Annotated in this window: 13 protein-coding genes; 8 read left to right on the forward strand and 5 right to left on the reverse strand. The window is 40.4% G+C overall.

From position 1 onward, the window contains the following. Positions 1 to 203: 203 nt before the first annotated feature. Both VB693_RS01925 and recJ read left to right on the forward strand, forming a co-directional pair. Positions 204 to 7,166 carry a LamG domain-containing protein gene (locus VB693_RS01925; RefSeq protein WP_323264824.1) on the forward strand — a complete coding sequence of 2,321 codons (6,963 nt, stop codon included), beginning with the start codon at positions 204 to 206 and terminating at the stop codon, positions 7,164 to 7,166. Between the two features lie 148 nt (positions 7,167 to 7,314). Beyond that, a complete protein-coding gene (recJ, locus tag VB693_RS01930; RefSeq protein WP_323264825.1) occupies positions 7,315 to 9,630 on the forward strand; it encodes a single-stranded-DNA-specific exonuclease RecJ in 2,316 nt (771 codons plus the stop codon). Here recJ and VB693_RS01935 read toward each other — a convergent pair. Continuing rightward, the gene (locus VB693_RS01935) at positions 9,599 to 10,471 is read right to left on the reverse strand and encodes a peptidoglycan recognition family protein (RefSeq protein ID WP_323264826.1); all 873 of its coding nucleotides are present in this window, start codon (positions 10,469 to 10,471) and stop codon (positions 9,599 to 9,601) included. The two genes, recJ and VB693_RS01935, sit on opposite strands and share 32 nt — an antisense overlap. Positions 10,472 to 10,976: 505 nt before the next feature. On the opposite strand from VB693_RS01935, the gene VB693_RS01940 reads away from it, so the two are divergent. Continuing rightward, positions 10,977 to 11,726, forward strand: a complete 750-nt coding sequence (locus tag VB693_RS01940; protein WP_323264827.1) for a DUF561 domain-containing protein — start codon at positions 10,977 to 10,979, stop codon at positions 11,724 to 11,726. 293 nt (positions 11,727 to 12,019) lie between these two features. On the opposite strand, the gene VB693_RS01945 is transcribed toward VB693_RS01940, so the two are convergent. Continuing rightward, on the reverse strand, positions 12,020 to 13,168 hold the full coding sequence (locus VB693_RS01945) for a DegT/DnrJ/EryC1/StrS family aminotransferase (protein WP_323264828.1): 1,149 nt from the start codon (positions 13,166 to 13,168) through the stop codon (positions 12,020 to 12,022). A gap of 376 nt (positions 13,169 to 13,544) precedes the next feature. Here VB693_RS01945 and VB693_RS01950 point away from each other — a divergent pair, with 376 nt between their 5' ends. From VB693_RS01950 to VB693_RS01960, 3 genes are all read left to right on the forward strand, one after another. Continuing rightward, positions 13,545 to 14,321 carry an ABC transporter permease gene (locus VB693_RS01950; RefSeq protein ID WP_323264829.1) on the forward strand — a complete coding sequence of 259 codons (777 nt, stop codon included), beginning with the start codon at positions 13,545 to 13,547 and terminating at the stop codon, positions 14,319 to 14,321. An 82-nt stretch (positions 14,322 to 14,403) separates the two neighbouring features. Beyond that, entirely contained in the window at positions 14,404 to 14,739 is a 336-nt protein-coding gene (locus tag VB693_RS01955) for a XisI protein (RefSeq protein ID WP_190700806.1), read from the forward strand. A gap of 93 nt (positions 14,740 to 14,832) precedes the next feature. After that, on the forward strand, positions 14,833 to 16,689 hold the full coding sequence (locus VB693_RS01960) for a tetratricopeptide repeat protein (RefSeq protein ID WP_323264830.1): 1,857 nt from the start codon (positions 14,833 to 14,835) through the stop codon (positions 16,687 to 16,689). 164 nt (positions 16,690 to 16,853) lie between these two features. On the opposite strand, the gene VB693_RS01965 is transcribed toward VB693_RS01960, so the two are convergent. Beyond that, on the reverse strand, positions 16,854 to 18,971 hold the full coding sequence (locus VB693_RS01965; RefSeq protein ID WP_323264831.1) for a PAS domain S-box protein: 2,118 nt from the start codon (positions 18,969 to 18,971) through the stop codon (positions 16,854 to 16,856). 304 nt (positions 18,972 to 19,275) lie between these two features. Further along, entirely contained in the window at positions 19,276 to 20,553 is a 1,278-nt protein-coding gene (locus VB693_RS01970; protein ID WP_323264832.1) for a serine hydrolase, read from the reverse strand. A gap of 616 nt (positions 20,554 to 21,169) precedes the next feature. Here VB693_RS01970 and VB693_RS01975 point away from each other — a divergent pair. Beyond that, a complete protein-coding gene (locus tag VB693_RS01975) occupies positions 21,170 to 21,352 on the forward strand; it encodes a hypothetical protein (RefSeq protein ID WP_323264833.1) in 183 nt (60 codons plus the stop codon). Between the two features lie 15 nt (positions 21,353 to 21,367). Here VB693_RS01975 and VB693_RS01980 read toward each other — a convergent pair whose 3' ends face one another. After that, on the reverse strand, positions 21,368 to 21,703 hold the full coding sequence (locus VB693_RS01980; RefSeq protein ID WP_323264834.1) for a CU044_2847 family protein: 336 nt from the start codon (positions 21,701 to 21,703) through the stop codon (positions 21,368 to 21,370). A 69-nt stretch (positions 21,704 to 21,772) separates the two neighbouring features. On the opposite strand from VB693_RS01980, the gene VB693_RS01985 reads away from it, so the two are divergent. Beyond that, positions 21,773 to 24,141: caspase family protein (locus tag VB693_RS01985; RefSeq protein WP_323264835.1), on the forward strand; the 2,369-nt coding region annotated here is incomplete at its 3' end.

Below are 24,141 nucleotides of genomic sequence, written 5' to 3' on the forward strand. Positions count from 1 at the left end.
ATAATAGCCAAACTCAGAAAATAGACCTTTATTCGCTCCGAGTTTCGGAAGAAGGTTTATTTAATGTTCATGATTACACCATCTTTGAACCTAAATCAGTAGATAATCCCACACTAATTCCTCGCAATCGTCCAGGGATTAGGAACCGCACTCTTGACTTAAATCTACAAGTAGGAAATGGCATTAGTGCGACCCAATTCTATGTGCAGTCATCCCGTGAAACCGAAGCAGGATCACAGTTAATGCGGGATACAACTAAAGTCATGTTAGCCATTGTCACCAATGATGACAAAGTAGCAACCATTAATTTTACGGCTTTAGGAGATGGCACATTATCTCAAATTAATGAGACTCCCACTACCTCAATTCTGCGTAGTAATATTCGAGAGGTTTTACTTCCCCTCAATACTTTAGATAAAATTAAAACTATTGGCATTGCTGCACCACCACCAGAAGGAACAATTACCGCCTTAAATCGGGTAATTAGTGATGGTATTCCCAATGTTCAAGTCACTTCAGCAGAAGCTTCTATTCTCAAAAATGGTCAAGAAATTACCATTCAAGGAACAAGTGCTTATGATGGTCACTATCACATTACTAAAATTGATGATACTACCTTTGAAATTGATGCACCTTGGGTAGAAAATAGCAGTGATATTGAATTAGGAATCTGGCAAGTTGTACCACCAGAAGAACAGGCTATAGTCTTTGATGGCATCATTACCGGATATGAAATTACATCTACTGGAAAATTACGAATCAAAGCCGAAAATCATGGCTTAGAAAATGGGGATGAAGTCCAAATATTTGATACTGCAAGCTATGATGGCAGTTATCCTATTACCAAAGTTGACGACCAAAACTTTGCTATTAATAATTTGCGTTGGCAAACTGGAGAAGCCGTTAATTTAAAACTACAGTCTTTAAAACGTCGGGGCATTGTTTTGAATGGTGTAAATGATTATGTAGAACTTCCACCCCAAAGTATGCCCATTGGTAATGAAATCACCGTCAGTTTTTGGGCGAAAAGGGGAGAAAAATTACCGAAAGAAACTGCAATTATTTATGCCAATGGTGCTAATAATGAGCGAGTTTTAAATATCCATTTGCCTTATTCAAACAGTTCAATTTACTTTGATTGCGGGGCAGATGGTAATGGATATGACCGCATTGAAAAAGCAGCCCAACCGAATGAATATCAAGGGGAATGGGTGCATTGGGCATTTACCAAAAATGCCACCACCGGAGACATGAAAATTTATCACAATGGTAAGCTGTGGCACAGTGGAACTGGCTATAAAAGATCGCTTCCCAAAACCGCTATCTTGCATTTAGGAAAATTTACTAATGCTAACGTTGCTTACTATGATGGCACTGTGGCGGAACTTTGCATTTGGAAAGTTGCCCGTACTGCCGAAGAAATCAAAAATAGTATGTATCTGCGATTGACAGGGCAAGAATTAGACTTAGTGGGCTATTGGCGGTTAGGAGGAATTGCAGTTAATGAAGATAATCAACGTCAAGTCATTGATTTTTCTGTTAACAAAAACGATGGGATTGTGTACGGTGATTGTTATGTAAGTGCTGTCACCCTCAATCGGAAGTTAGGAGATGCCGTTACAAACGCAGTCCAATATCGCAATCCAGAGCTATTTGCTGTTACTCAACAAGCTAGTTATGAAGAAACATTTGAGTTTAAAGTAACTCCAGCAATTGATCCGAATAATGTGAATGGAACAAAACTTTTTAACTGCACCTATTGGGGACAAAAAAGCCATCGTTCTGGGAATAAACTCTCATTTCCAGGAAATGTAACTGAAATTAAACTAGCATCAGAAAGTGGTTGGTATATCGCTTCCTGTAGTTTTACCGTACCTGATGAAGTTAACTTAATTCGTTGTTTTGAAATTTCTAATATTACTGGAACTTGGAATAATTTAGAAGTTCGTAAACATCGTATTCGTAAAGTTTCTGATGTAATTACCCAAGCTAGTTATACCGATAATGTGAATTTAACGAATTTGGTGGATAATCAAACAACATTAACAGCTAAATTGAAAGAACTGCAATTAAAAGAGAATCACGAAGGAGCTTTATTCAAAGAAAAACGAGAATTACAAGCCAAAATTGCAGCTTACAATGCCCAAGCTGAAACTAGAGCAAAGATTGAGACATTAAATGCACAAGTTGCCACCTTGACAACTGAAGAGTCAAACCTTTTAGCGAAGTACAATACCGAAAAAGATAGTCCATTTAATTACTATTCTGTACTTTCCTTTAAAGCTGGAGGAGATAATCAGAGAGTTCAAGGGATTTTACGCTCTTATTTTGGACTAGAACTGGTAGCACAGCCGATTGGCGATTGGCAGAAAGTCAAGTTTACTTCAACGGGTGATGGCTACTATGTTCTGTCCTTGAAATCGATGGGAGAGATTGCTGTAGTTCAAGTTGTTTTACGCTCTTATTATGGACTAGAACTGGCATCATATTCGGTTAACAACGATAACCAGAAAGTCAAGTTTACTTCCACAGGTGATGGCTACTACGTTATGTCCTTTCAAGGTAGAGGAGATAATCAGAGAGTTCAGGTAATTGGTCGCTCTTATATGGGGCTAGAAGTGGTAGGACAGGCGATTAACGATTACCAAAAAGTCAAGTTAATTTCCACAGGTGAGCAGACCAATGAGAATATTACGATCGCCTACGAAAATTGGCAAGCAAAACTCAAGCAACTCAACCAGGCCAAAGAAGAATTAAACCGACTGAATTTGGCTTTAACTGCTACTGCTACAGATAAAGATGCTTGGGATGCTTTCCTTGCTCAAGTCATCCAAGAAATTACCACAATTAAAACTCAGTTAAACACCTTAAACACTGACTTTCTAAATGGAGTAAAAAGCACTCAACAAACCCTGCCAACCATGCCAGAAATTGCCTCTCAAGGAGATTTGGTAACAACAGGAGCAATTCTAGATTTTATTGATTCTGCGAGTCGAGTAACGGTTTTAGAAACCTGTGAAGGGATGGTGCAGTTAAGTTATTTTGATCAACAAGGAAAACTGCGTCAAGGTGTCTTTGATGCCACTGCTGATGAAGTTAATAGCTACTTTGAACAATGGTTGCCTGATCGCCCACCTGTTTGTTTAAATTGTAATAGTGGTAATCAAAGAATTGACCTCAGTGGGAACGGCATTTTCTTAAGCGACAACTGGACAATCGAAGCCAATTTTGTCTATCCTTTAGCAGATACAAACCAATGGAATACTTTAACTGCACAATCATCAGGCGATGGGCTACGCCCCACCGGAGGTGATCGCCAAATTGTTATTAAAGACGGAAAATATGTCTGTACTGATGTCAATAAAACCTTTTACTATTGCCTTATCAATAGCACTTTAACTAATGATGCTGCCAATGGTTATGATCTATCGCAACTATCTCCAGGTTGGCATCATTTAGCTGTAGTCGGAACAACCGTAACAGACGGACAAACAGTTACCTCAAAAACTATCTTTTATCTTGATGCAAAGAAAGTTGGGGAATGTAACGTTAAAAGCAACAGTGTTATCCAAAATATCGGCAATATTCAAGTAGGTGGAGAAGCCTTCGGTAAAATCTCTGAAGTCCGCCTTTGGAATATTGCTCTCAAAGATACAGAAATTCTGGCAAATAGCCAAGTTTATTTAACAGGAAATGAACCTGGTTTAGTGAGCTATCATCGTCTTGATGAAGGTTCTGGTAATGAAGCACGGGATTACACAGGAAATGGTAATAATGGCACAATTGTCGGTGCAAATTGGTGGGGTAATACCAAAGTTTTAGCCGCTCCCATTGCCCAAGTAATGAACTTTGATGGTAATGGAGATTATATTACTATCCCATCTAGTCTCCTCAATAACCGTTCTGCCTTTACTATGGAAGGTTGGATTAAACCTGCATCTTTTGTTGGTACTACAAGTCTTTTTGGTCAGAATGATTTGGTAAAATTTGGGCTAATATCTCAAGAATTAGCAATCTGGACAAATAACTCTAACCTACTCAAAACTGCTTATCCCTATTCTGCTAATGAGTGGCATCACGTTGCTGTAGTTGGTGATGGTCAAAAAGTCTCTCTTTACATTGACGGAGTGAAAAAAGTAGAGGGAGGAAGTACAACAACCAATTATGGAACTTCAACCTATCCCGTGACAATCGGAGCAGGAGTTTGGAATGGTGGAGAGAAAGAGCCTTTTACTGGGCAAATGGCAGATATCCGAGTTTGGAGTGTAGCTCGTACCGCAGCCGAAATTCAGGCTAATATCAGCAACCGTCTCAAAGGTAAAGAAAAGGGTTTAGAGCTTTATTTGCCTCTCAATCGCACTTATCTTGAAGGCACAACGACTAAGGTTTTTGATTTAGCCAAAAATAATCATGGCAAGGTTTCTGGCGCATCTTTAACCACTGCTACTCCTAGAGTTGTTAAACAATCTGTTTCTACTCTCGTCCCTGCTCCTACTGTCGTCTTTAATGGGACAAATAATTATATCAATTTGGGTAATCCAACTGCCATAGCCTTCCCCGGTACAGCATCCTACACTATTGAAGCCTGGATTAATCCAGATGCAACAGGCGTGAATATGTCCATTATTTCTAAATGGAATGGTGGTATCAACGGTTCATTCAACTTCTTGGTAGATGGTCAGAAAAAACTAGGAATTAATCACAATGTTCCACCCTGGATAATTTACTCTTCGGGAACATTACAAACTGGGAAATTTAATCATGTTGCTGTTACTTATAGTGGCTCATTGATTAGTTTCTATATCAATGGACAACCCGCAGGTACTGGAAATATCAGTGTCGGTGGCAGTGCCGATAAAACTACTAATGTTTTAATTGGTGCAAATTATAATCAAAACAGTCCTAATACTGCTTTCTTCAAAGGCAAAATAGCAGAAGTGCGGATTTGGAATAAAGCCCGTACCCAAGTAGAAATTCAGTCCACTATGAATAAACGCCTAATCGGTACAGAAGCGAACTTAGTGGGATATTGGCGTTTAGATAGTATGACTGGAACTACGGTTACTGGTTTAGTTGGTGGTATTAATGGCACGGTTACTGGTGGTGCTGCTTTAACCACAACCAATGATTTATCTTTCCCTGTCATGAGTAATGTACTATCCCTCGATTCTTTACCTCTCAATCAAGGAAAAAGCATCACTAGCACCGATGTTTTAATTACCAGTGTGGAATACGGTACTTATGATATTGACCCCATCAGCAAACAAAAATCGGCAATGATGCGCCGGATGTTTGCCTATCCCACTCATAATGGAGTCGAAGTCCTCACCGATAAACGCATTGAAAATTTAGAGTTAATTTGGATTGGCAATGCTCAATTCAAACCCACACTTCTGGGTTATATCGAAGGTGCGCCTCCTGTTCCCAGTGAGAATCTGAATATTGATGGAGATTATCAATACAATGGTGCTACTTCAGTAGAACTCACCACTTCTGAAGATGTGGAGTACAGTTGGAATCGCTCTCAGGATGCTGGTTTAGGAGCTAGTGCTGATATTTTCTTAGGGGTGGATTCTCAAACATTTGGCGGAATTGGTGTCGCCACCCAAATTGAAAGTACCAAAACCGGTATTAAAGGCACTTTAGATATGAGTTATCAATGCCTGAATGAAAGTAATATTACTTCTAGTTCTTCCCTTGTCACCACAGATCGTCTAGATTTACGAGGTGCGCCAGAAGTAACTGCTAAATTCTCCCATTATGGTCGTCGCTTCATGCCTAAAAATGTGGGTTATGCCCTAGTTGTTTCTGGTTTAGCAGATGTGTTTATTACTCGTCTGTCTCGTTCTCAGAAAATGGTCGGGTATGAAGTACGTCCAGTAGAGGATATTCCCCCTGATGTGAATACTATTACCTTCTTAATGAATCCGGCTTATGTGATGAATGGCTCATTAGATGGTTTAGTGGGAAGTAGTGCAGCCAATGATGAATTTTATGCTCATGTTCCCGAAATGCGATCGCAATATGGCTCACTTTATCCTGCTAGTTACTTCCGTTTGATGGAAGCATACAACCTCAAACAACAAATTGAAAAAGCTGATAAAGAGCGCAAATCTTACTTTGATAACTTTAACTCTAATTTAGTTGATCAAACTTCGTTAAATCGTCAAGCAGGTGCTGGTACTCCCTTACAAAGTGTAGGCTTAAGTGAAGGTGCGGAAACGATTGATACTACTGGTCAGGAATTAACTGATGAACAAAAACAAGCACAAGTCACTCAAATTAAAGAAGAAGGAGGAGCTAAATTAGCAGATTTACAAAAACAAGGACAACAACGTAAACAAGAAATCAGTTCTCGTATTGATGATATTAAACAGCGTACCCACGCCCTAGAAAGTTTTGCTGGATGGCAAAAAACGATGGAAAATATCCTAGTTCGCTCTGGTAAACGCAATATCGTCAATACCTACGTTTGGGATGCTGATGGTGGTTTACGGGTTGAAGAACAAAGCTTTGCTAATACCGCAGAACATACCATTGGTGGGTCATTTACTCTCAGTGGCGGTTTGGGATATGAAGGAGATATCAGTATTTTCAAGGCATCTGGTGGACTAACTGCTTTAGCCACAACGAATATGACCCAAACCATGACCAAGACCCAAGCGAGTAGCAAGGGTATGGAGTTAAAGGTGGATTTAAGCGGCATTGAAAATTTGGGGATTACCGATGAAAATGATATTCCGTTCCAACCTGGGGAAAAAGTAGATCGCTTCCGCATGATGAGCTTCTACCTGGAAAACAGTACCGATAATTATCTGGATTTCTTCAGATATGTAGTTGATCCAGAATGGTTAGCTACTAATGATGAAGAAGCTCGTGCTTTACGTCAAGTTCAAAGTGGTCGTCCTAATAAAACTTGGCGGGTTTTACATCGTGTTACTTATGTGGAACGCCCAGCTTTAATGGGTTTTGGTCGAGATATGCGCTCTCTAGCTGAGATTGCTAGTTATTCTCAAGCGCGGATGTCTTGGCTGATTCCTGCGAATGCTACTGTTTTAGATGAGGTGAAAATTGTGCGTGATCGCGTGGAATATTTAGAACAGGAAAACGCTAAACTGCAAGCAAAATTGGATAAAATTATAGACTGGATGAATAATCAATCTTAGATTCCGCAGATGTGAATCATCTAGTGATTCTCGTTTGAATGAGGTACACGTGTAGGGGTACATATACTTGCGCCCCTACAAGTATATGTACTCCACTCACTTGAAATCTGCTACAAATACCTGTGCAAAATTAATTGCATATTCTCTAATGCAGTGGATTTTAACAACGCCTGAACAACCCCCAGAGTGGTTTATTCAATTAATAAAACAGCATACGCCTGCATCAAGTGGATTATTTGCAGCCCAATTATTCTGGCAACGGGGTATTAAAGATAAATCACAATTAGCTGCTTTTATTAACCATAAAACATATCAACCAGCTAGCCCATTTGAGTTTGAGCAAGAGATGCAACTAGCAATGGCACGCTTGCAACAGGCACGGAATGCAGGTGAGAAAATAGCCATTTGGGGAGACTTTGACGCGGATGGTATCACTTCTACATCTGTACTTTGGGATGGGTTAGGACAATTTTTTATTCAACATCAACAGTTAACTTATTACATTCCCAATCGCTTAAAAGAATCCCACGGTTTAAATGAACGAGGAATAGATAATTTAGCAAAACAAGGTTGTAAATTAATAGTTACTTGCGATACTGGCAGTACAAATATTGATGAAATTATCTATGCCCAAAAATTAGGTATAGATGTGATAGTGACAGACCACCATACTTTACCCGCAGAACGTCCACCAGTTACAGCAATTATTAATCCTCGTTATTTACCGCAGGATCATCAATTGTTTCATCTGTCTGGGGTGGCGGTGGCTTATAAGTTAGTTGAAGCTCTATATGAAAAATTACCTAGTATTCCCCAAGACCCCTTAGAGAATTTATTAGATTTAGTTGCAGTCGGGTTAATTGCCGATTTAGTCCAGTTAACTGGCGATTGTCGATATTTAGCACAGTTGGGTATTCAAAGACTGCAAGCTGATTTGCAACAACCACCAGCCATGCGTCGTAGACCAGGAGTAGGGCGATTATTGGAATTATGCCAGAAAAATGGCGATCGCCCCACAGATATTTCCTTTGGTTTAGGCCCCCGCATCAACGCCGTTAGTCGCATCCAAGGTGATGCTAGTTTCTGCGTGGAATTACTCACCAGTCGGGATGTAAAACACTGCAACGAATTAGCAGAAGTTACAGAACTTGCCAATACCCGCCGCAAATCTCTACAAAAAGACGTACAAGCCCAAGTAACCCAAAAACTCACCCAATTAGACCTTTCAACTACTAGCGTTATTGTCCTAGAAGACCCCCAATGGCCGGCGGGTGTTTTAGGCTTAGTCGCCGGACAAGTCGCCCAAGAAACCGGTCGCCCAACTATTTTGTTAAGTACAGAAGGGACTACTGAAAATTCTACCCCCACTCCCCTGGCAAGAGGTTCTGCCCGTTCGGTAAACTCCGTCGATTTATACCAGTTGGTGAAAGACCAAGCTTATTTGTTGCATCGCTTTGGCGGACATCCCTTTGCGGCTGGGTTGAGTTTACCAGTAGAGAATATTCCTTTATTTAGGGATGCGATTAATCAGCAATTGCGGCAATCGTTGGGTAGTGTCAACCTTACCCCTACAGTCAAAGCGGATATAGTAGTCACAGTAGCGGATTTAGGTAAAGAGTTATTTTTAGAACTGAAACTGCTAGAACCTTGTGGGATGGGCAACCCTGTACCCAAATTATTCATTCAGAACTGCTGGTTTGAGAATGCTTGGCATCGTAATCAGCAAGATTGGCAAGGGAAAAAAGTACAGTATATTAAGACTGATTTTAATATTCGCGATGATTCTACCAAAAATCCCTTTCCTGGGATTTGGTGGGGACACTACAAAGAAGAATTACCCCTAGGTAAGTGTGATTGCATTGCAGAATTAGACTACAACACCTATAAAAAACGCTATGAAATCAGATTAATTGCCGTCCGTCCCAGTGAAAATTCAGAACTCAACACCCAACACTCCGCACATATCCTAGATTGGCGCAATCTCCCCAGTCCCCCCCAAGTTCTCAGTCCCCAATCCCTCATCCTAGAAGAATGCCCTACTCATTGGGATGATTTACGCGCTTGGTGGCGGCGATGTCTATATAATAATCAACAATTAGCGATCGCTTGGTCTAAACCTAACCATCAACCACCGAAGGAAATTTGGCTAACTTTAGTTGGTATTGCTAAATACCTGAGTCGGACAAATCAACTAGTTACCCGTGTCCAACTTTTAGAGAAACTGAAGATTAGCGATCGCGCCTTATTTTTGGGAATTAAAGCTTTAAAATATTGGGGATTCACTGTCACAAGACAAGACCGTGATTTGCAAGTTAGTTGGAATCCCAGCACTGTCTCCGAAACCAAGGGTGATGTAGCAGTTGCACAGTTTTTAGCCGCCATCAGCGAAGAACATTTTCAGCAGCAGTATTTTGCTGAAGTCCCTTTGTCTACTATTGTGGCGATGCTGAATAGACTGGATTAACCTGACGATAGTTATCGAGTAAACCCCTAAATTTATCAAAATCAAAACTTAAAGGGTCAACTCTTTCTCCAGAACGGTCTACGGCTTTATGGGTAGTGATGCGATCGCCTGGAACTTGACTTTGAGCAATTAACCAAGCTAAAGAATGATATTGTGCCTCCGTATAGCCACTATGAGATTTTAAGAAATTATTCCCGCGTCCGTCTGGTGGTGTTTCTAAGGAAATATGATAAGCAAAATTATTCACAGATGGGGGTAAATTAGCTTTAGTTTCGACGGTTTCAGCCCCATCTGAGCCATCAAAAACAGAGTTACCTGCACCAAAAGCTCGATATTGGGGAGGGACAAGATAAATCACAGTTCCATCTAATGCAATGATGGCATGGTAACTCGCTTGCACATTTTCATCTTCATGGGGTGTTTGAAAAAAATTCACCGCGCTAGATGCACTATTACTAGTTTCGTGAATAACAATAATAGGTTGATTATTTAAAACTGCACCATTCGCATCTTTACTATACCTTTCTCCATAGTTGCTAGGATGCACCGCCGCCACTACATATCGAGGGTTGTATTTGCTAAAAGCCTTTGTAGTTTCATATCTACCTCTACTCTGATCATTATTTGTAGAAGATTTGAGCAGATTTTGAGATTTTTCCGCTAGGATCTGATCAGATTGTAATTTTGCTTGGGGGTATGAACTCCAGGCGATCGCTGCCGGCTCTGATGTTGTTGTATTAGTTTTTAGTTTAGTTAATTCCCCAATCAACAGTGCCATACTCAAAGCCAAGAACACTAGAGAAATTAATATTACCCTAGTTGCCCAATCTCTAAAACTCATTTTTTTATTTGGGTAAACAGCTAAAAATAATCTTAATATGTTAATTTTAGTCAAAAATAGACTAAAAAATTGACCTTAAGATCATAAAAATTTAGATAGTTTTGGCAAAAACTTTCTCTCTCTATATTTATATAAATACTGATATTTTTGTTTTTATAATCTCGCTTGGGAGAGATTATAAATTGCTGGATTGTAGCGATGTGTCCAATTAATCTGCTATGCCCTGTGAATACAAATGCTGCTGAAACCCGATAGAATGCTTGACTGAAATTAAACAGATGATATCTTAACTCTAACAGTTGAGGTAATTTAGCTGAAACTTTGCATGGAGTCCCTTGTACTGAGATTAGGGAACTCCAAAAAATAAATTATCCAATTTCTGAAATCAAACCGATTATCCCTCCCCCTGCTTTCCTGCCATCAAAGCGACGGGATATTTTTTTACTTGGAAGTCCCTAAGGGGCTGTAAAATAGAGGTTATTTTCGTAGCTTCAAAAGAACAACTATGGCAATGCCTTCTACACTGTACAGTGCATTTACTAACCACCGTGTCCTGAAAGTTATTAGCGGTTTGAACAACTTTGATGCTGATCGTGTCGCAGCCGTTATGAAAGCAGCTGAACTGGGTGGTGCAACTTTTGTAGATATTGCAGCTGATCCTGTTTTAGTGCAGCTAGCTAAAAAATTAATCAACCTACCCGTTTGTGTATCCGCAGTAGAACCAGAAAAATTTGTCTCAGCAGTAGCTGCTGGCGCAGATTTGATTGAGATCGGTAATTTCGATGCTTTTTACGCTCAAGGGCGCAAATTTGAAGCCGAGGAAGTCTTGGCGTTAACATATCAAACCCGCGCTCTCCTACCAAACATTACCTTATCTGTGACTGTTCCTCATATTCTAGAACTAGATCAACAGGTACAACTAGCTGAAGAACTAGTCAAAGCTGGTGCAGACATCATCCAAACTGAAGGCGGTACTAGCAGCCAGCCATCTCACTCTGGAAGCTTGGGATTAATTGAAAAAGCTGCTCCTACCTTAGCCGCAGCCTATGAAATTTCTCGTGCTGTCTCAGTACCAGTATTGTGTGCTTCTGGCATTTCTAACGTGACTGCACCATTGGCGATCGCAGCTGGTGCGGCTGGTGTGGGTGTCGGTTCTGCAATCAACCAACTCAATAGCGAAGTGGCGATGATTGCTGCTGTGCGTGGTTTAGTAGAAGCCTTGGCAAATACAAAAGTGCTGAGTGCTGAGTGCTGAGTGCTGAGTGCTGTTAGCGGTAGCGCGGCGTTTAGCCGGTGCTGAGTGCTGAGTGCTGAGTTGTGAGTTGTGAGTGCTGAGTTGTGAGTGCTGAGTGGGGTATTGGGAACAAAGTCTTTCCAGTCCCCAATCCCCAGTCCCCAGCTTTGCAATGAGTGGATTTGCAATGAGTGAATTTTAGATTATTCAATCCAAAATCTAAAATCCGTCTTGAAAAGTTTCCTACAGCGGGAAACCCGCCTACAGAACTTTCCGCAAAATCTAAAATCCCTAGTCCCCAGTCCCCAGTCCCTCTACACCAGAATATCCTTTAAAGCATAAATTACTTGTTCTTGCTGCTGGGGTGTTAATTCTGGAAACATGGGTAAAGATAACACCTCATGACAAATTTGCTCTGCTACTGGTAATTGTCCTGGCTGATAGCCAAGATGTTGATAGGCTGGTTGTAAATGTAAAGGGTAAGGATAGTAAACCATTGAACCTATCCCCTTTGCTTGCAGTTGATTGCGTACCGAGTCGCGGTGTGTGGCGGTAGCACCATTTTGTCCCTCACTTAATACGCGGATAGTGTATTGATTCCATACACTCACACCACCAACTAATTCTTGCGGTGCAATGATACTGGGAATTTGAGTGAGGAATTGTTGATAATAAGCTGCGATCGCCTGACGTTGTTGATTCCATTTATCGAGATAACGTAGCTTAATCTGCAAAATTACGGCTTGTATGGCATCTAAACGACTATTTACCCCAATTTCTTCATATTGATAGCGGTTTTTTTGTCCATGCTCTTTAATGATCCGCACCTTAGCAGCTAGCATCGGATCATTAGTGGTGATCGCTCCACCATCACCGCAAGCACCCAGGTTTTTGGTAGGGTAGAAACTAAAGCAACCAAAATGTCCTATACTGCCAACTTTTTGATTATCCCAAATCGCACCTGTAGACTGAGCGCAATCTTCAATCACGGCTACATTGTGAGATTGTGCGATCGCCATCAGTTCTGTCATATCCACAGGCTGTCCAAATAGATGCACTGGGATAATCGCTTTAGTTTGGGGTGTAATTGCTGCTGCGACTTGTTGCAAATCCAGATTAAACGTCTTTGCATCTATATCTACAAACACTGGCTTCGCACCCACAGAAATAATCACTTCGACTGTGGCGACAAATGTAAAAGGCGTAGTAATAACTTCATCACCTGCACCAATTTCTAAGGCGCGTAGTGCCAGATATAACGCATCAGTGCCTGAGTTGCAAGCTACACAATCACTTACACCGTGATAATTAGCAAACTGCTGCTCAAAACTTTCCACTAAAGGGCCGCCAATATAGCGGCCAGAAGCCAGAACCTCTACCACAGCAGCACTAACTTCTGCTTCTAGAGAGGCATATTGCTGCTTGATATCAAAAGCTGGAACAAAATTTATGCTTTGGATCATAAAGTTTTCATTTTATCTGAAGATACAAAAGATACACTACGACTGTCAATTTTTGCACAGGGAATTTTTCTCAAACAAGCTAGCAAGGACTGTCACCTTAGATACGTATTAATCAGGGGTTATTACCGGAATAATTTTATGGGTAAAACTTGGATCAGTGGTAAATTATGAGTGCCTGTTTGCAAACTGACTATTTTGGGGACTAGGAATTTTAGATTATTCAATCCAAAATCCACTCATTGCAAATCCACTCATTGAAAAGCTGGGGATTGGGTATAGAGCATAGTAAAAAATGAAAGGAAGACTTTCCTTCCGTCTTCTCTGTCACCTGTCACCTGTCACCTGTCACCTGTGTTTCTGAGGAGATAAATAACCAATGCAGGATTTAATCAAGTTGGATTTGGTTGATTTAGTGATTGCTGTAGGATTAATGGCGATCGCTATTGGGATATCTGCTTGGGAAAGATTGGGACTAGAGTTAAATTTAGCGATCGCCTCTGGTAGAACCATCCTACAGTTAGCTGTTTTGGGATACATATTAGACTTCATCTTTGCTTTAAACAATTATTGGGCAGTTTTGGCGATTTTAGTAGTTATGCTGACGATTACGGCGATTGTCTCACGAAATCGCATCAGTCAAAAGATTCCTGGTGTATTGCCTTTGGTTTGGGGGGCAATTTTTGTCAGTACCCTGATGACATTGCTGTATACCAACTTCTTAATCATTCAACCAGATAAATGGTACGAACCGCGCTATCTCATTCCTCTGGGGGGGATTGTGTTAGGAAATGGGATGAATGCAGCTGCGATCGCTGGCGAACGTCTAGTTAACAGTATGAACACCTTTCCCAACGAAATCGAAACGCACTTAAGTTTAGGCGCAACCCCTCAACAAGCCACCAGTCAATACCGCAAGGAAGCCATCCGCGCCGCATTACTACCGACAATTAACCAAATGATTTTAGTGGGAATGGTAGCTATCCCTGGAATTACCACGGGACAGTTACTAGCTGGTATCACACCCCTAGAGGCTGTATCCTACGAAATTGTGATTATTTTTATGGTGGCTTTCGCCAACTTACTCACAACAGTTTTGATTACTAAAGGATTGTGTCGTCAGTTTTTCAATTCCGCCGCGCAGTTGGTGAGGTGACGGGTTCAATCAGTGAATAGTGAACTGAAAGATATCAAATTAAGCGACTTATTTACAATCCAATTCAGGAGGTGATTGTACAATGGATAAACTAGAGAATTACCGCGATTGCATTCAAACACTCCTGAGAAATTATACTGCCATCCCCATCGCCAATGGTGAAATCGAATCACAAACCGTTTTCGATATTCAGCAAGACCATTATCAGGTAATGAACGTAGGTTGGGATGGTGATCGTAGAGTGCATGGCTGCGTCTTGCATCTAGACATCAAAGACGGCAAAATTTGGGTACAACATAACTCAACTGAACTGCAAATTGCCCATGAGTTAGCTAATATGGGGATTCCTAAACAAGATATTGTCTTAGGTTTCCAAGCTCCCTATGTGCGAGAGTATACAGGATTCGGTGTTGCATAAGCTTTGTTTTGCATGAATGCCTTTTGGCTTTTTGTACTAGTAGCTCTCCTCACACTAGAATGGGAATTGACGTGAAGTTCTCTATTAACTAAAGTGTCTGACTCATTGCCATTGCGCGATCGCTATCTCGGACTGATTGATGAAATTGTCCAACTCACCCTCCAGGGCAAAATTAGCTCTGTAGAGATGGTGTATCAAATGCTGCAAAAAACTATCTTAGCTGGCACGGGGGAAATCTTCGAGTTAGGTTTGAGCGATCGCCTCAACGCCATCCAAACTCAGGTAGATAGTGAAACAGATGAACTGAAAAAAGCTAAGGCTAACCGGAGTTTACGAGCCATTAAGACAATTCAAAGTCAATGGCAACGGTATAGAGAACAAAATAAAACTACAGAAGCGATCGCCTCCGCCTCTCAAGAAATTACGACAGCTGCGGCTGATGAACGTCTAGCTATATTCTTGCGTCTGACTGACCCCAATCTGAAAAATCCCCTGAACATATCCCAACTACAGCAATTATCCAAATCTTTACAACAATTTGCCCAGTTTAATGAAGATATAGCGCAGATATCCCAAGGCATTACCCGTGGTTTAGCTGCTTGGCAAAGGTTGCAAGACCACTTGGTTAGCTGGATGTATGAGTCAAATCAAGCCCTAGGATTTGGCGGTGTCGCTGGAGAAACTGGCCCTTGGGGAACTTGGGCGAAAAAAGTTAATAGTGAGTTACCCCAAAAATTATTACGTACCTTAGCAGTAGAGCAATCTGCCATTTCATTTGCAGAAACCCAAAGTAATCTCACCCTCAGCGATTGGGTGGAAATAGCGATAATCTTGCAGTATTTGCAACGGGGGTTAGTTAGCTGGTTTGACCAACAAGCATACAATATTCAAGCCGGCTCAAAATTATCGATTTCTACCTTTTTAACCTTTGCTGTCATTTGGAGTCAGTTGGCAAGTGGTTTCCAAAGTCAAGCAGTGTACAGTAATGGCGCATCACAAATCATGCTCCAAATTTTACGCACCTTTGCCCAGCGTCCCTATTTTCCCCTTTATGGTGGGATTTTTGCGTCCTTTTCTGGTAGTTATTTGCGAGATGCCCTAGATTATTTAGATGAACCATTGAAGAAAGTGGCGAGAACTCAGGAAAAAGCGCGAATTTTGACACTTTTAGGGTATTCTCAACGTGCTTTAGGACAATATAAGCGTTCTATACATTTTCATGAGCAAGCATTAGAAATTGCCAGAAACTCAGGCGATCGCCCCTGTGAAATTGCCAATCTCAATCACTTAAGCCGTACTTACGTGCAAGAGAAAAATTATCCTGAAGCGATTAATAATAGTCAAAGAGCATTAATGTTAAGCCGACAAGTAGGCGATGCCTACGGCGGGCAAAGCCAACGCACAGGAGAAGCCAACGCCCTGGTAAACTTAGGTTACAGCGAAGTCATGCAAGCACAACAACTGGAACAAGTAGAACCAGAAACCTATGAAACAGCAATTAACTATTTAGAACAAGGATTAAAGTTATCAGAGAAACTAGGTGATATTCAAAGTAAAGCCTTATGTCTCAGCAGCTTGGGTATTGCTTATTTAGTAATTGAAGACTCACAAAATGCAATTAAATATCTAGAAGATGGTTTTAAAACAGCCCAAATTTCTGGCGATTTATATCTGCAAGGTAGAAATTTAGCTTATCTAGCTGAAGCTTATTATCAATTACATAATTTTGAAAAAGCTGTTTACACTGGTTGTTTAGGAATGTATCTTTTAGAACAAATAGCTTCGCGTGAATGGCGACAACCAGCAGGATTACTAATAATTCTACAAGGGCAGATCGGAGTAGAAGCTTTCCAAAATTTACTCCAACAACATCGCCCTAAAATTATTGCTATTATTGGTGTCGATGGGTATGATTATATTCCCAAGTTGTTAACACAATACCAAGAGTAGTGCTGAGTGATGAGTAATAAGTAAACTTTAACTAATACTATGCAAATAAACTAACTGGAGTCAAAAATTAGAGCTAAATATGACTAATATTTAAAGGCTTTTTTTGGGAAAAATCCTGAAAAATTTGGCATCCGTCTTTAATCACTTTAATTATCAATAGCTGCTTAATGTCGAACTGGAATTTCTATGATGAATTCTGTTCCCTTTCCTATAGTTGAGTAACATTCTAGTTTGCCGCCATGTTTCTCTGTAATGATTTGATAACTGATAGACATTCCCATACCTGTTCCCTTACCAATAGGCTTAGTAGTGAAAAAGGGATTGAAAATTTGTTTTTGAATCTTTTCAGACATCCCCATAGCATTGTCTGTGATGCGAATAGAGACACAATTTTTATCTATAATCTTCGTATGAATATGAATTTGTGGAGTAATCAAAATTTCAGGCTTTTTCATCATTAATTCTTCTAAAGCATCAATAGCATTGGCGATAATGTTCATAAATACTTGATTAAGTTGTCCGGCGTAGCATTCTACTAAAGGTAATTTGTCATAATCTTTAATAACTTGAATAGCTGGATGTTCTGGTTGATCTTTGAGACGATGTTGCAAAATCATTAAGGTACTATCAAGACCTTCGTGGATATTCACTTCTTTGAACTCGGCTTCATCTATACGAGAAAATATTCTTAAAGAAAGTACAATTTGGCGAATACGTTGAGTACCGATTTTCATGGAATTTAGGATTTTTGGTAAATCATCCTGGATGTACTCAAAGTCAATTTCTGTATATAAATCCTGTAATTCAGAGTTATAAGCTAAATTTTGTTGTTGATATACCTGAATTATTCTTAATAAGTCGTGTGTATGTTCTTCTAGATAGCTCAAATTACCGTGAATAAAGTTCACAGGATTATTAATTTCATGGGCCACTCCAGCGACTAATTGACCTAGACTAGACATTTTTTCTGCTTGAACTATTTGTGACTGAGTGTGTTTGAGTTCTTGCAGAGTTTGTTCTAAATCTTGAGCTTGTTGTCTAAGTCGAGCTTCCATTTGTTTGCGTTCACGAAGTGTAGCTTGCTGTTCGCTAATATCGCGTACTACTGAAAGAATGTGAGGTTTATCTTTGTAGTTAAAGAGTTTTGCTGTCACCTCAACGTCGAAGCAAGTACCATCTTTGCGGACGTCTAAGCCCTCACAGTGAAACTCACCTCCAGCCTTAACTGTTGTGATGAATTTCTCAAATAAATGAAAAGAATCAGGATGAATATAATCTGTGGGACTTAAGCCAAAAATCTCTTCTTCTGAATAGCCGTGCATCTGGCAAAAGGCGGGATTAATACTAACAACCTTGCCAGTATCTAAATCCATGACACTGATACCATCACTGACAGTCTCGAAAATGTTGCGATACTGGGCTTCTTTTTGGCGCAGAGCGTCTTCAGCAATTTTACTCTCAGTGATGTCTCGTGCTACAGCATAGATATAGTTATCATAAGCAACTGCAATCCATGATAACCAGCGATAGGAATCGTTTTTGCAACGATAGCGATTTACAAACCGAAAAACCCGTACTCCTTCGCTCAATTTTGACATTTCTGCTAATGTAGCTGCTTGGTCGTCTGGGTGTATTATGTCCAAAAAGGGTATTGACAGTAGTTCAGCTTGGGAATAGCCAAGAATTGCCTCACTTGCGGGATTCACGCGCTGGAAATAACCGTCAAAGCCAGCAATACAGAGAATATCCATTGAGATATTGAAGAAGCGATCGCGTTCATCTTCTACGATTTTGCGTTCGGTGATATCTTCATAAAAACCAAAAACACCAATCACCTCCCCATCAACATTACGCAAGGGAAATTTACTCATTTTGAGCCAAATTTGAGTTCCGTCTTCTCTTATTTGCGATTCTTCATAGCCAAGCTTAGGAATATTGCTTGAAATCACTTCTGCATCATCTTGCCGATGAACTTCGGCAAATTCTTGCCAAGGTAGTTCACAATCTTTCTTACCGATGATGTCTTGGGGTGAGGCCAACCCTGCGTCTTGCAATAGACGTTGATTACACCCTAAAAATCGCGAGTCTCTGTCTTTCCAAAAAATTCCCTGGGGTAATGTGTTTACGACTACTTGCAAAAAGTGTTGGGATGCTTTTAATTCCCCTTCAAGTCGGGTGATGGTTGTACAAGATTCTTGAGTGGATGTTGCTAATTGTTGCTTTAATTCGGCGTTTTGCTGCCGGAGAAGATGAATTTCCTCTTCTAGTGCTTCAACATACATTTATGTATTACCTCCCGATAGCTAACATACTGGAATATTTATACAAAATTTAATTTAAATGCTCCCTGAAAATTAATTGCGGCTCATCCAGTATTATTCCCAAACTAAATGTTTCAATTACTGCTATCAGCAAGAAGATTGCTGGAAAAATTTACAAATAAATAATCGGCAGTGATGGATACCCTGCCGATGCTTATGTCTAAAAATAAATTACGCAACAGTCATAGTAAGTTATGAGTGCTGAGTCTGTTTTGAAATACCTCCTGATTATTCAGCACCGAATTAACGTTTTGCTGTATCAGTTTTATAGCTGTCTAGCTGATACTGGTTGTTCTAAGTAGCCATATACTAGACGAGAAACTTGATTGATAAAACTCTTTGCTCTTGCGTCACCAAAAGGCCTAGCCACCATAATACCTGCTAGGTAACGCTTACCTGAAGGTGTTTGCACAATTCCCACATCTCCTAGCACTCTTCCTAATGTGCCTGTTTTATGGGCAATCACCGCACCTTTACCCAAACCAACTGGTAACAAACTTCTATTTTTGCAGCGTACCATGATGTCCATAACTTTGGCGTTACTGCTGCTACTCAGTAACTTATTATTAGAAATTAAAGCTGCCACGCGGACTAAATCTTTGGCACTAGTTGTGTTAGTACCCTTAAAATCGCCTAGCAGATTGCGAATCACAGTATTTTGCAGTCCCCAACTACGAAACTTCTGATTCAATTTATTTTTGCCGCCCAATCTATCAATCACCATATTGGTAGCAGTGTTGTCACTGATAGTCATCATTCTAGTTACAGTATCTAAAAGACTAAACTTAGTCCCTGCTTTTCTATACTGCATATTTCCTGAACCACCAGTCATCAAGTCACGTCGCATTACCACTGTTTCATTGAGCTTTACTCTACCAGCATCGACTTCTTGGAATAATGCCACTAGAATGGGAAATTTAATTGTGCTAGCCGCAGGAAATATTTTTTCTCCGTTGATGTCTAAATATTCTCCTGTCTCCAGATCCAAGAAAAACATTCCTGGTGAGAGGGAACTGTAGCGAGCCATCAATTTTTTGATTTCAGTATCAAGCTGGGAGATTTCTTTATTTAAAGGAACAACACCTGCAAAATTGGAATTATTACTGATAGGAATAAAAACTTTTTCTTCACTGGCAGTAGATATTAGAGTATCACTCTTCTCAATTGCCGATAGGTTGAGAATCCAGTTTGATCCGGCCTCCCCTTTAACTACTAACTTGTCTGGAGAAGCCGTATAACCTTGTGCTAACTCAACTACGATTCTGGTGGTGTTATCGTCAACTTTGCCAACCCGAATTTCTTTTACTTGTGACCCAAAGCTTTTACGGATTGTATCACTTTTGAGGCTTGTTTGAGGAAGGTCAATGACAATTCTTGTCGGGTTATTAATTAAAAAAGCCCTTGGTTTAACTTCAGAATCAGTGGTGATGCTCAGTTGATTTTTAGCTGGGTTGAAGTTCCATGATTGCAGTCTAGCTGCATTGACTGGAGACGATAAAAGGACTGCGCTGATTAAGCTGAGTAAGACAAAAGGTGATTTCATGTGTGTGAGTTGTGAGGAAGCAATAGAGCGTATGTGCCAGATTTTCTCAGGTTTGTTTAGGTTTTCCGGAAGAAGATCCAACAAGGGTGTACTTTTATGTATTTGCTGACATCGAGACGTTCGTCAAATAAAATAGTTCCAATGCGAAATCAACAAATCAGAGCGATATTTTTTAATAGCATGACAATACACCTGGAAACAGGTATTGCCAAACTGAACAGATTTTATTAAGATTACAACAAATCGTGATCCCATAGTTGCCAAGTTGCTCTTTTTTTGCGGAATGAAGATAGAAAATAGAGTTTTTATTGGTTGATTCAGGTACAAGAAACCCACCCCCAACCCCCTCCTCGCAAGCGAGGAGGGGGCTATGATATAATTCATGCAATTAGGAAAATTTGTATGTTTTTTATGATTTTGAAGGGTTTAAATTGACTCGATTTATTGATTGGAAAGATAAAATATTTTATATCGATATGTAAGGATTGATACGCAAGATAATAACAAAAAAAATATTTTTTAAAATAGGTGAAATTTATTAAACTTGGGTTAATTGACTTGATTTACGACTATAGTCATTAATCAGTAAAATGCTTATGTTTTTAATTAAAAAAAATTGCAGGACTCTTTAAGCTTTGAGAGCGAATTTCCAGAGCATAACTGTAATTATGGTGCATGGAAGGCGATCGCATCTCAATACGGTTATGCTAAATATGTGAGTAACAATATTTACAGCCATTGCGATCGCTTTGCTCGCAATGACCTTCACCAAAGCTTATTGGTAGCTAAAGTCCCCTGAAAATAAGTAAGTATATTATGTAACTTTTTTGGACAAATTATACTTAACCTCAATCTCAAAATTACTCTCCGCCGAGCCTTCCGTCAAAAATGGAATGCCAGTTTTACCACCCAACTTGATGCCAAACTTAACTGTTACCTCCTCAGCTTCAGGTAAGTTTTTAAATGCACCAACAGCTAACTTGGCATAATCACGAATTTTGTCTTGAAAATCTTTAATATTCAGCGTGGGTAAACCATCACGGTATCCAGGCTCTTCCTCTTCTATTACTTCCGGGGCTGTCTTGGATTCTAGATAGATTGTGTATTCTTGATCATCATCTTTGATAATCAAACTTTGTATTTCTGACATTTAAGAGCCTCAGTTAGTTTTTTAGTTATTATTCTAGTAATATTACGGAAAAACATCTGCCAAATAAATATGGCTCGATATGCGCTGGTAATTGGCATTGCCAAGTATGAGAACTTCACTAACCTACCAAAAGCCGTTAACGATGCAGCACAAATCGCACAGCTACTAAGTCAACATGGTCGGTTTGATGTTCAGCCATTACCAGGGAAGTTAATCGAGAGTGAGAATATTTGGCAAGTCACGCCTGATAAAAAGTTAACGGGTAAAGACCTCGGACACGCATTGAGAGTATTTTTGCTAGAAAAAGCCAAAGGTGCGGAAGCATTAATTTATTTTGCTGGACATGGCTTTGAAGCAACTAGCCTGACAGGAGAACCGAAAGGATATTTGGCGACATCTGATTGTAGTAAAGATGGACAAAATGCGATCGCCTTTGATGATTTCAATACCCTGATTAGTAAATCCCAACTCAGCAGCCTGGTGGTACTGTTGGATTGCTGTTATGCAGGCTCTTTACTAGAGAGAAGCTTTATCAAGTCTAGTTTTTCGGTATTCAACAGTAAACAAGACTATTGTTTAATTACCGCCTCCCGTGCTTTTGAAAGAGCGAGGGAAGATGCTGAAGGTGGAATTTTTACCCAGGCGGTGTTAGCCGGGTTAGCTAACTCAGAAGCGGATGAGGCTACCGGAGAAATCAACGCCAATGATTTGATGAGCTTTGTGACACGCAAACTCAAAGGAAGCGGCCAAGAAGCAATTTATATGGGTGGTGGTAGGTCAATTCCTCTAGTTTGGTATCCGCCGAGAAATCCGGTAGCAGTTGGGGTGGTGAGTGAAGAATGTCCCTACCGAGGTTTAGAAGCTTTTGATAAACAACACGCCAAATTCTTTTTTGGTCGTCAAAAAGTTGTTAACTACATCCAACAAAAACTAGCACAGGCGAATTTTGTCCCGATTATTGGCGCGTCGGGAAGTGGTAAATCTTCCGTGGTGCGGGCGGGTTTGATTCCAGTGTTAGAAAAAAATGGTTGGCGAGTCTTAGAACCAATTATGCCGGGAGTTGAACCGTTAGCAGAGTTAAAACGAGCCTTTACCCAGTTGTTTGAACGCACGCAAATTAGAGAAATTTCGGCGTTGATTGACACAGAAGGTTTATCTTCGGTAATTTCTCGGCTGACTGGTTCTGAGCGTTGGTTGTTGGTGGTAGATCAATTTGAAGAGATTTTTACCCTTGGTGCTAGGGAAGAAGAGAGACAGCGATTTATTGAGTTGTTGACTCAAGTTGCTGAAGGGCGGTTAGCAATTGTCACTACGATGCGAGCTGATTTTCTGGAATACTGTTTAAGCTATGAATCGCTGACACAACTAATTCAGGAACAGGCTGTGTATATGCCGCCATTGTTGGGTGCAGAATTAGAAGAAGCGATCGCATCTCCAGCTATGTTACAAGGTTATCAATTAGAAAGGGGATTACTGGGAGCGATTCAGCAAGAAGTATTAGGACAAGAGAAAGGCTGCTTACCATTATTGCAGTTTGCCCTGACTGAACTTTGGGAACAGCGCGATCAAAAAACTCACCAGTTGACAGTTGCTAAGTTTAACGAACTAAGTGGAGTAATTGGGGCGTTGAATCGTCATGCAGAAAACCTATATGCAGGTTTCACAGAACTGCAACAAACTTGGGTAAAGCGAATTTTCTTAAAGTTGGTGCGTACTGGTGCAGCAGATAAGGATACCCGCCAGCGACAAACGAAAAATGAATTGTTGAGTGTTGCTGGTGATAACTCAGATGAGCAGCTAGTCATAGAACAAGTTTTAGAAAAGCTGATCCAAGGACGCTTAATAGTAACTGACACCGAAGCCAGAGAAGAAGTTTGGATTGATTTAGCTCATGAAGCCTTAATAGAAGGTTGGCAGAGGTTGCGAGAATGGCGACAACAAGACCGAGACTTGCGACGGTTACGTGATAAATTCGCCGATGCTTTGCGAGAGTGGTTGCACAAGGGAGAAGATGAACAATACCTCATGCCCAGAGGATTGTTAGCAGAGGTGCGGAAAAATTGGGAAAAGTTACAACCTTATTTATCATCGCAGGCTAAAAAGTTTTATCAGTGCAGTGATGTTGATGAAAAAGAACGCATTGCCGAACGAAAAATTGCTCTCAAAGTCCGCACGGAAGCTTTGTTGCAAGAAAAAGCGGCAACTATCAAGAAAATACTTGCTGTAGAACCCCTCAAAGCTTTATTTATGGCAATACAAGCCATAGGTGAGAACTTGGAGAAAATGCCAGAGCAAATTCTCGCTCCAGTTCCGAATAGCCTGCAACAAGCGATGAAAGCATTCACTCTCTTCCGTGGTCATCAGGATGTGGTCTGGTCTTTGGCTGAACCCTTCCGTGGTCATCAGGGTAGTGTCAATTCCGTCGCCATGAGCAGGAA

It is taken from the genome of Anabaena sp. UHCC 0399, assembly GCF_034931465.1.
In the GTDB taxonomy this organism is placed as follows: Bacteria; Cyanobacteriota; Cyanobacteriia; order Cyanobacteriales; family Nostocaceae; genus Trichormus; species Trichormus minutissimus.

What these genes read in the sequence shown, in the direction of transcription:
- VB693_RS01955 (WP_190700806.1), top strand. Translation starts at nt 14,404, where the DNA reads ATGGATAAACTAGAGAATTACCGCGATTGCATTCAAACACTCCTGAGA.
- VB693_RS01980 (WP_323264834.1), bottom strand. Translation starts at nt 21,703, where the DNA reads ATGTCAGAAATACAAAGTTTGATTATCAAAGATGATGATCAAGAATAC.
- VB693_RS01970 (WP_323264832.1), bottom strand. Translation starts at nt 20,553, where the DNA reads ATGAAATCACCTTTTGTCTTACTCAGCTTAATCAGCGCAGTCCTTTTA.
- VB693_RS01950 (WP_323264829.1), top strand. Translation starts at nt 13,545, where the DNA reads ATGCAGGATTTAATCAAGTTGGATTTGGTTGATTTAGTGATTGCTGTA.
- VB693_RS01940 (WP_323264827.1), top strand. Translation starts at nt 10,977, where the DNA reads ATGGCAATGCCTTCTACACTGTACAGTGCATTTACTAACCACCGTGTC.
- VB693_RS01935 (WP_323264826.1), bottom strand. Translation starts at nt 10,471, where the DNA reads ATGAGTTTTAGAGATTGGGCAACTAGGGTAATATTAATTTCTCTAGTG.
- VB693_RS01945 (WP_323264828.1), bottom strand. Translation starts at nt 13,168, where the DNA reads ATGATCCAAAGCATAAATTTTGTTCCAGCTTTTGATATCAAGCAGCAA.
- recJ (WP_323264825.1), top strand. Translation starts at nt 7,315, where the DNA reads ATGCAGTGGATTTTAACAACGCCTGAACAACCCCCAGAGTGGTTTATT.
- VB693_RS01965 (WP_323264831.1), bottom strand. Translation starts at nt 18,971, where the DNA reads ATGTATGTTGAAGCACTAGAAGAGGAAATTCATCTTCTCCGGCAGCAA.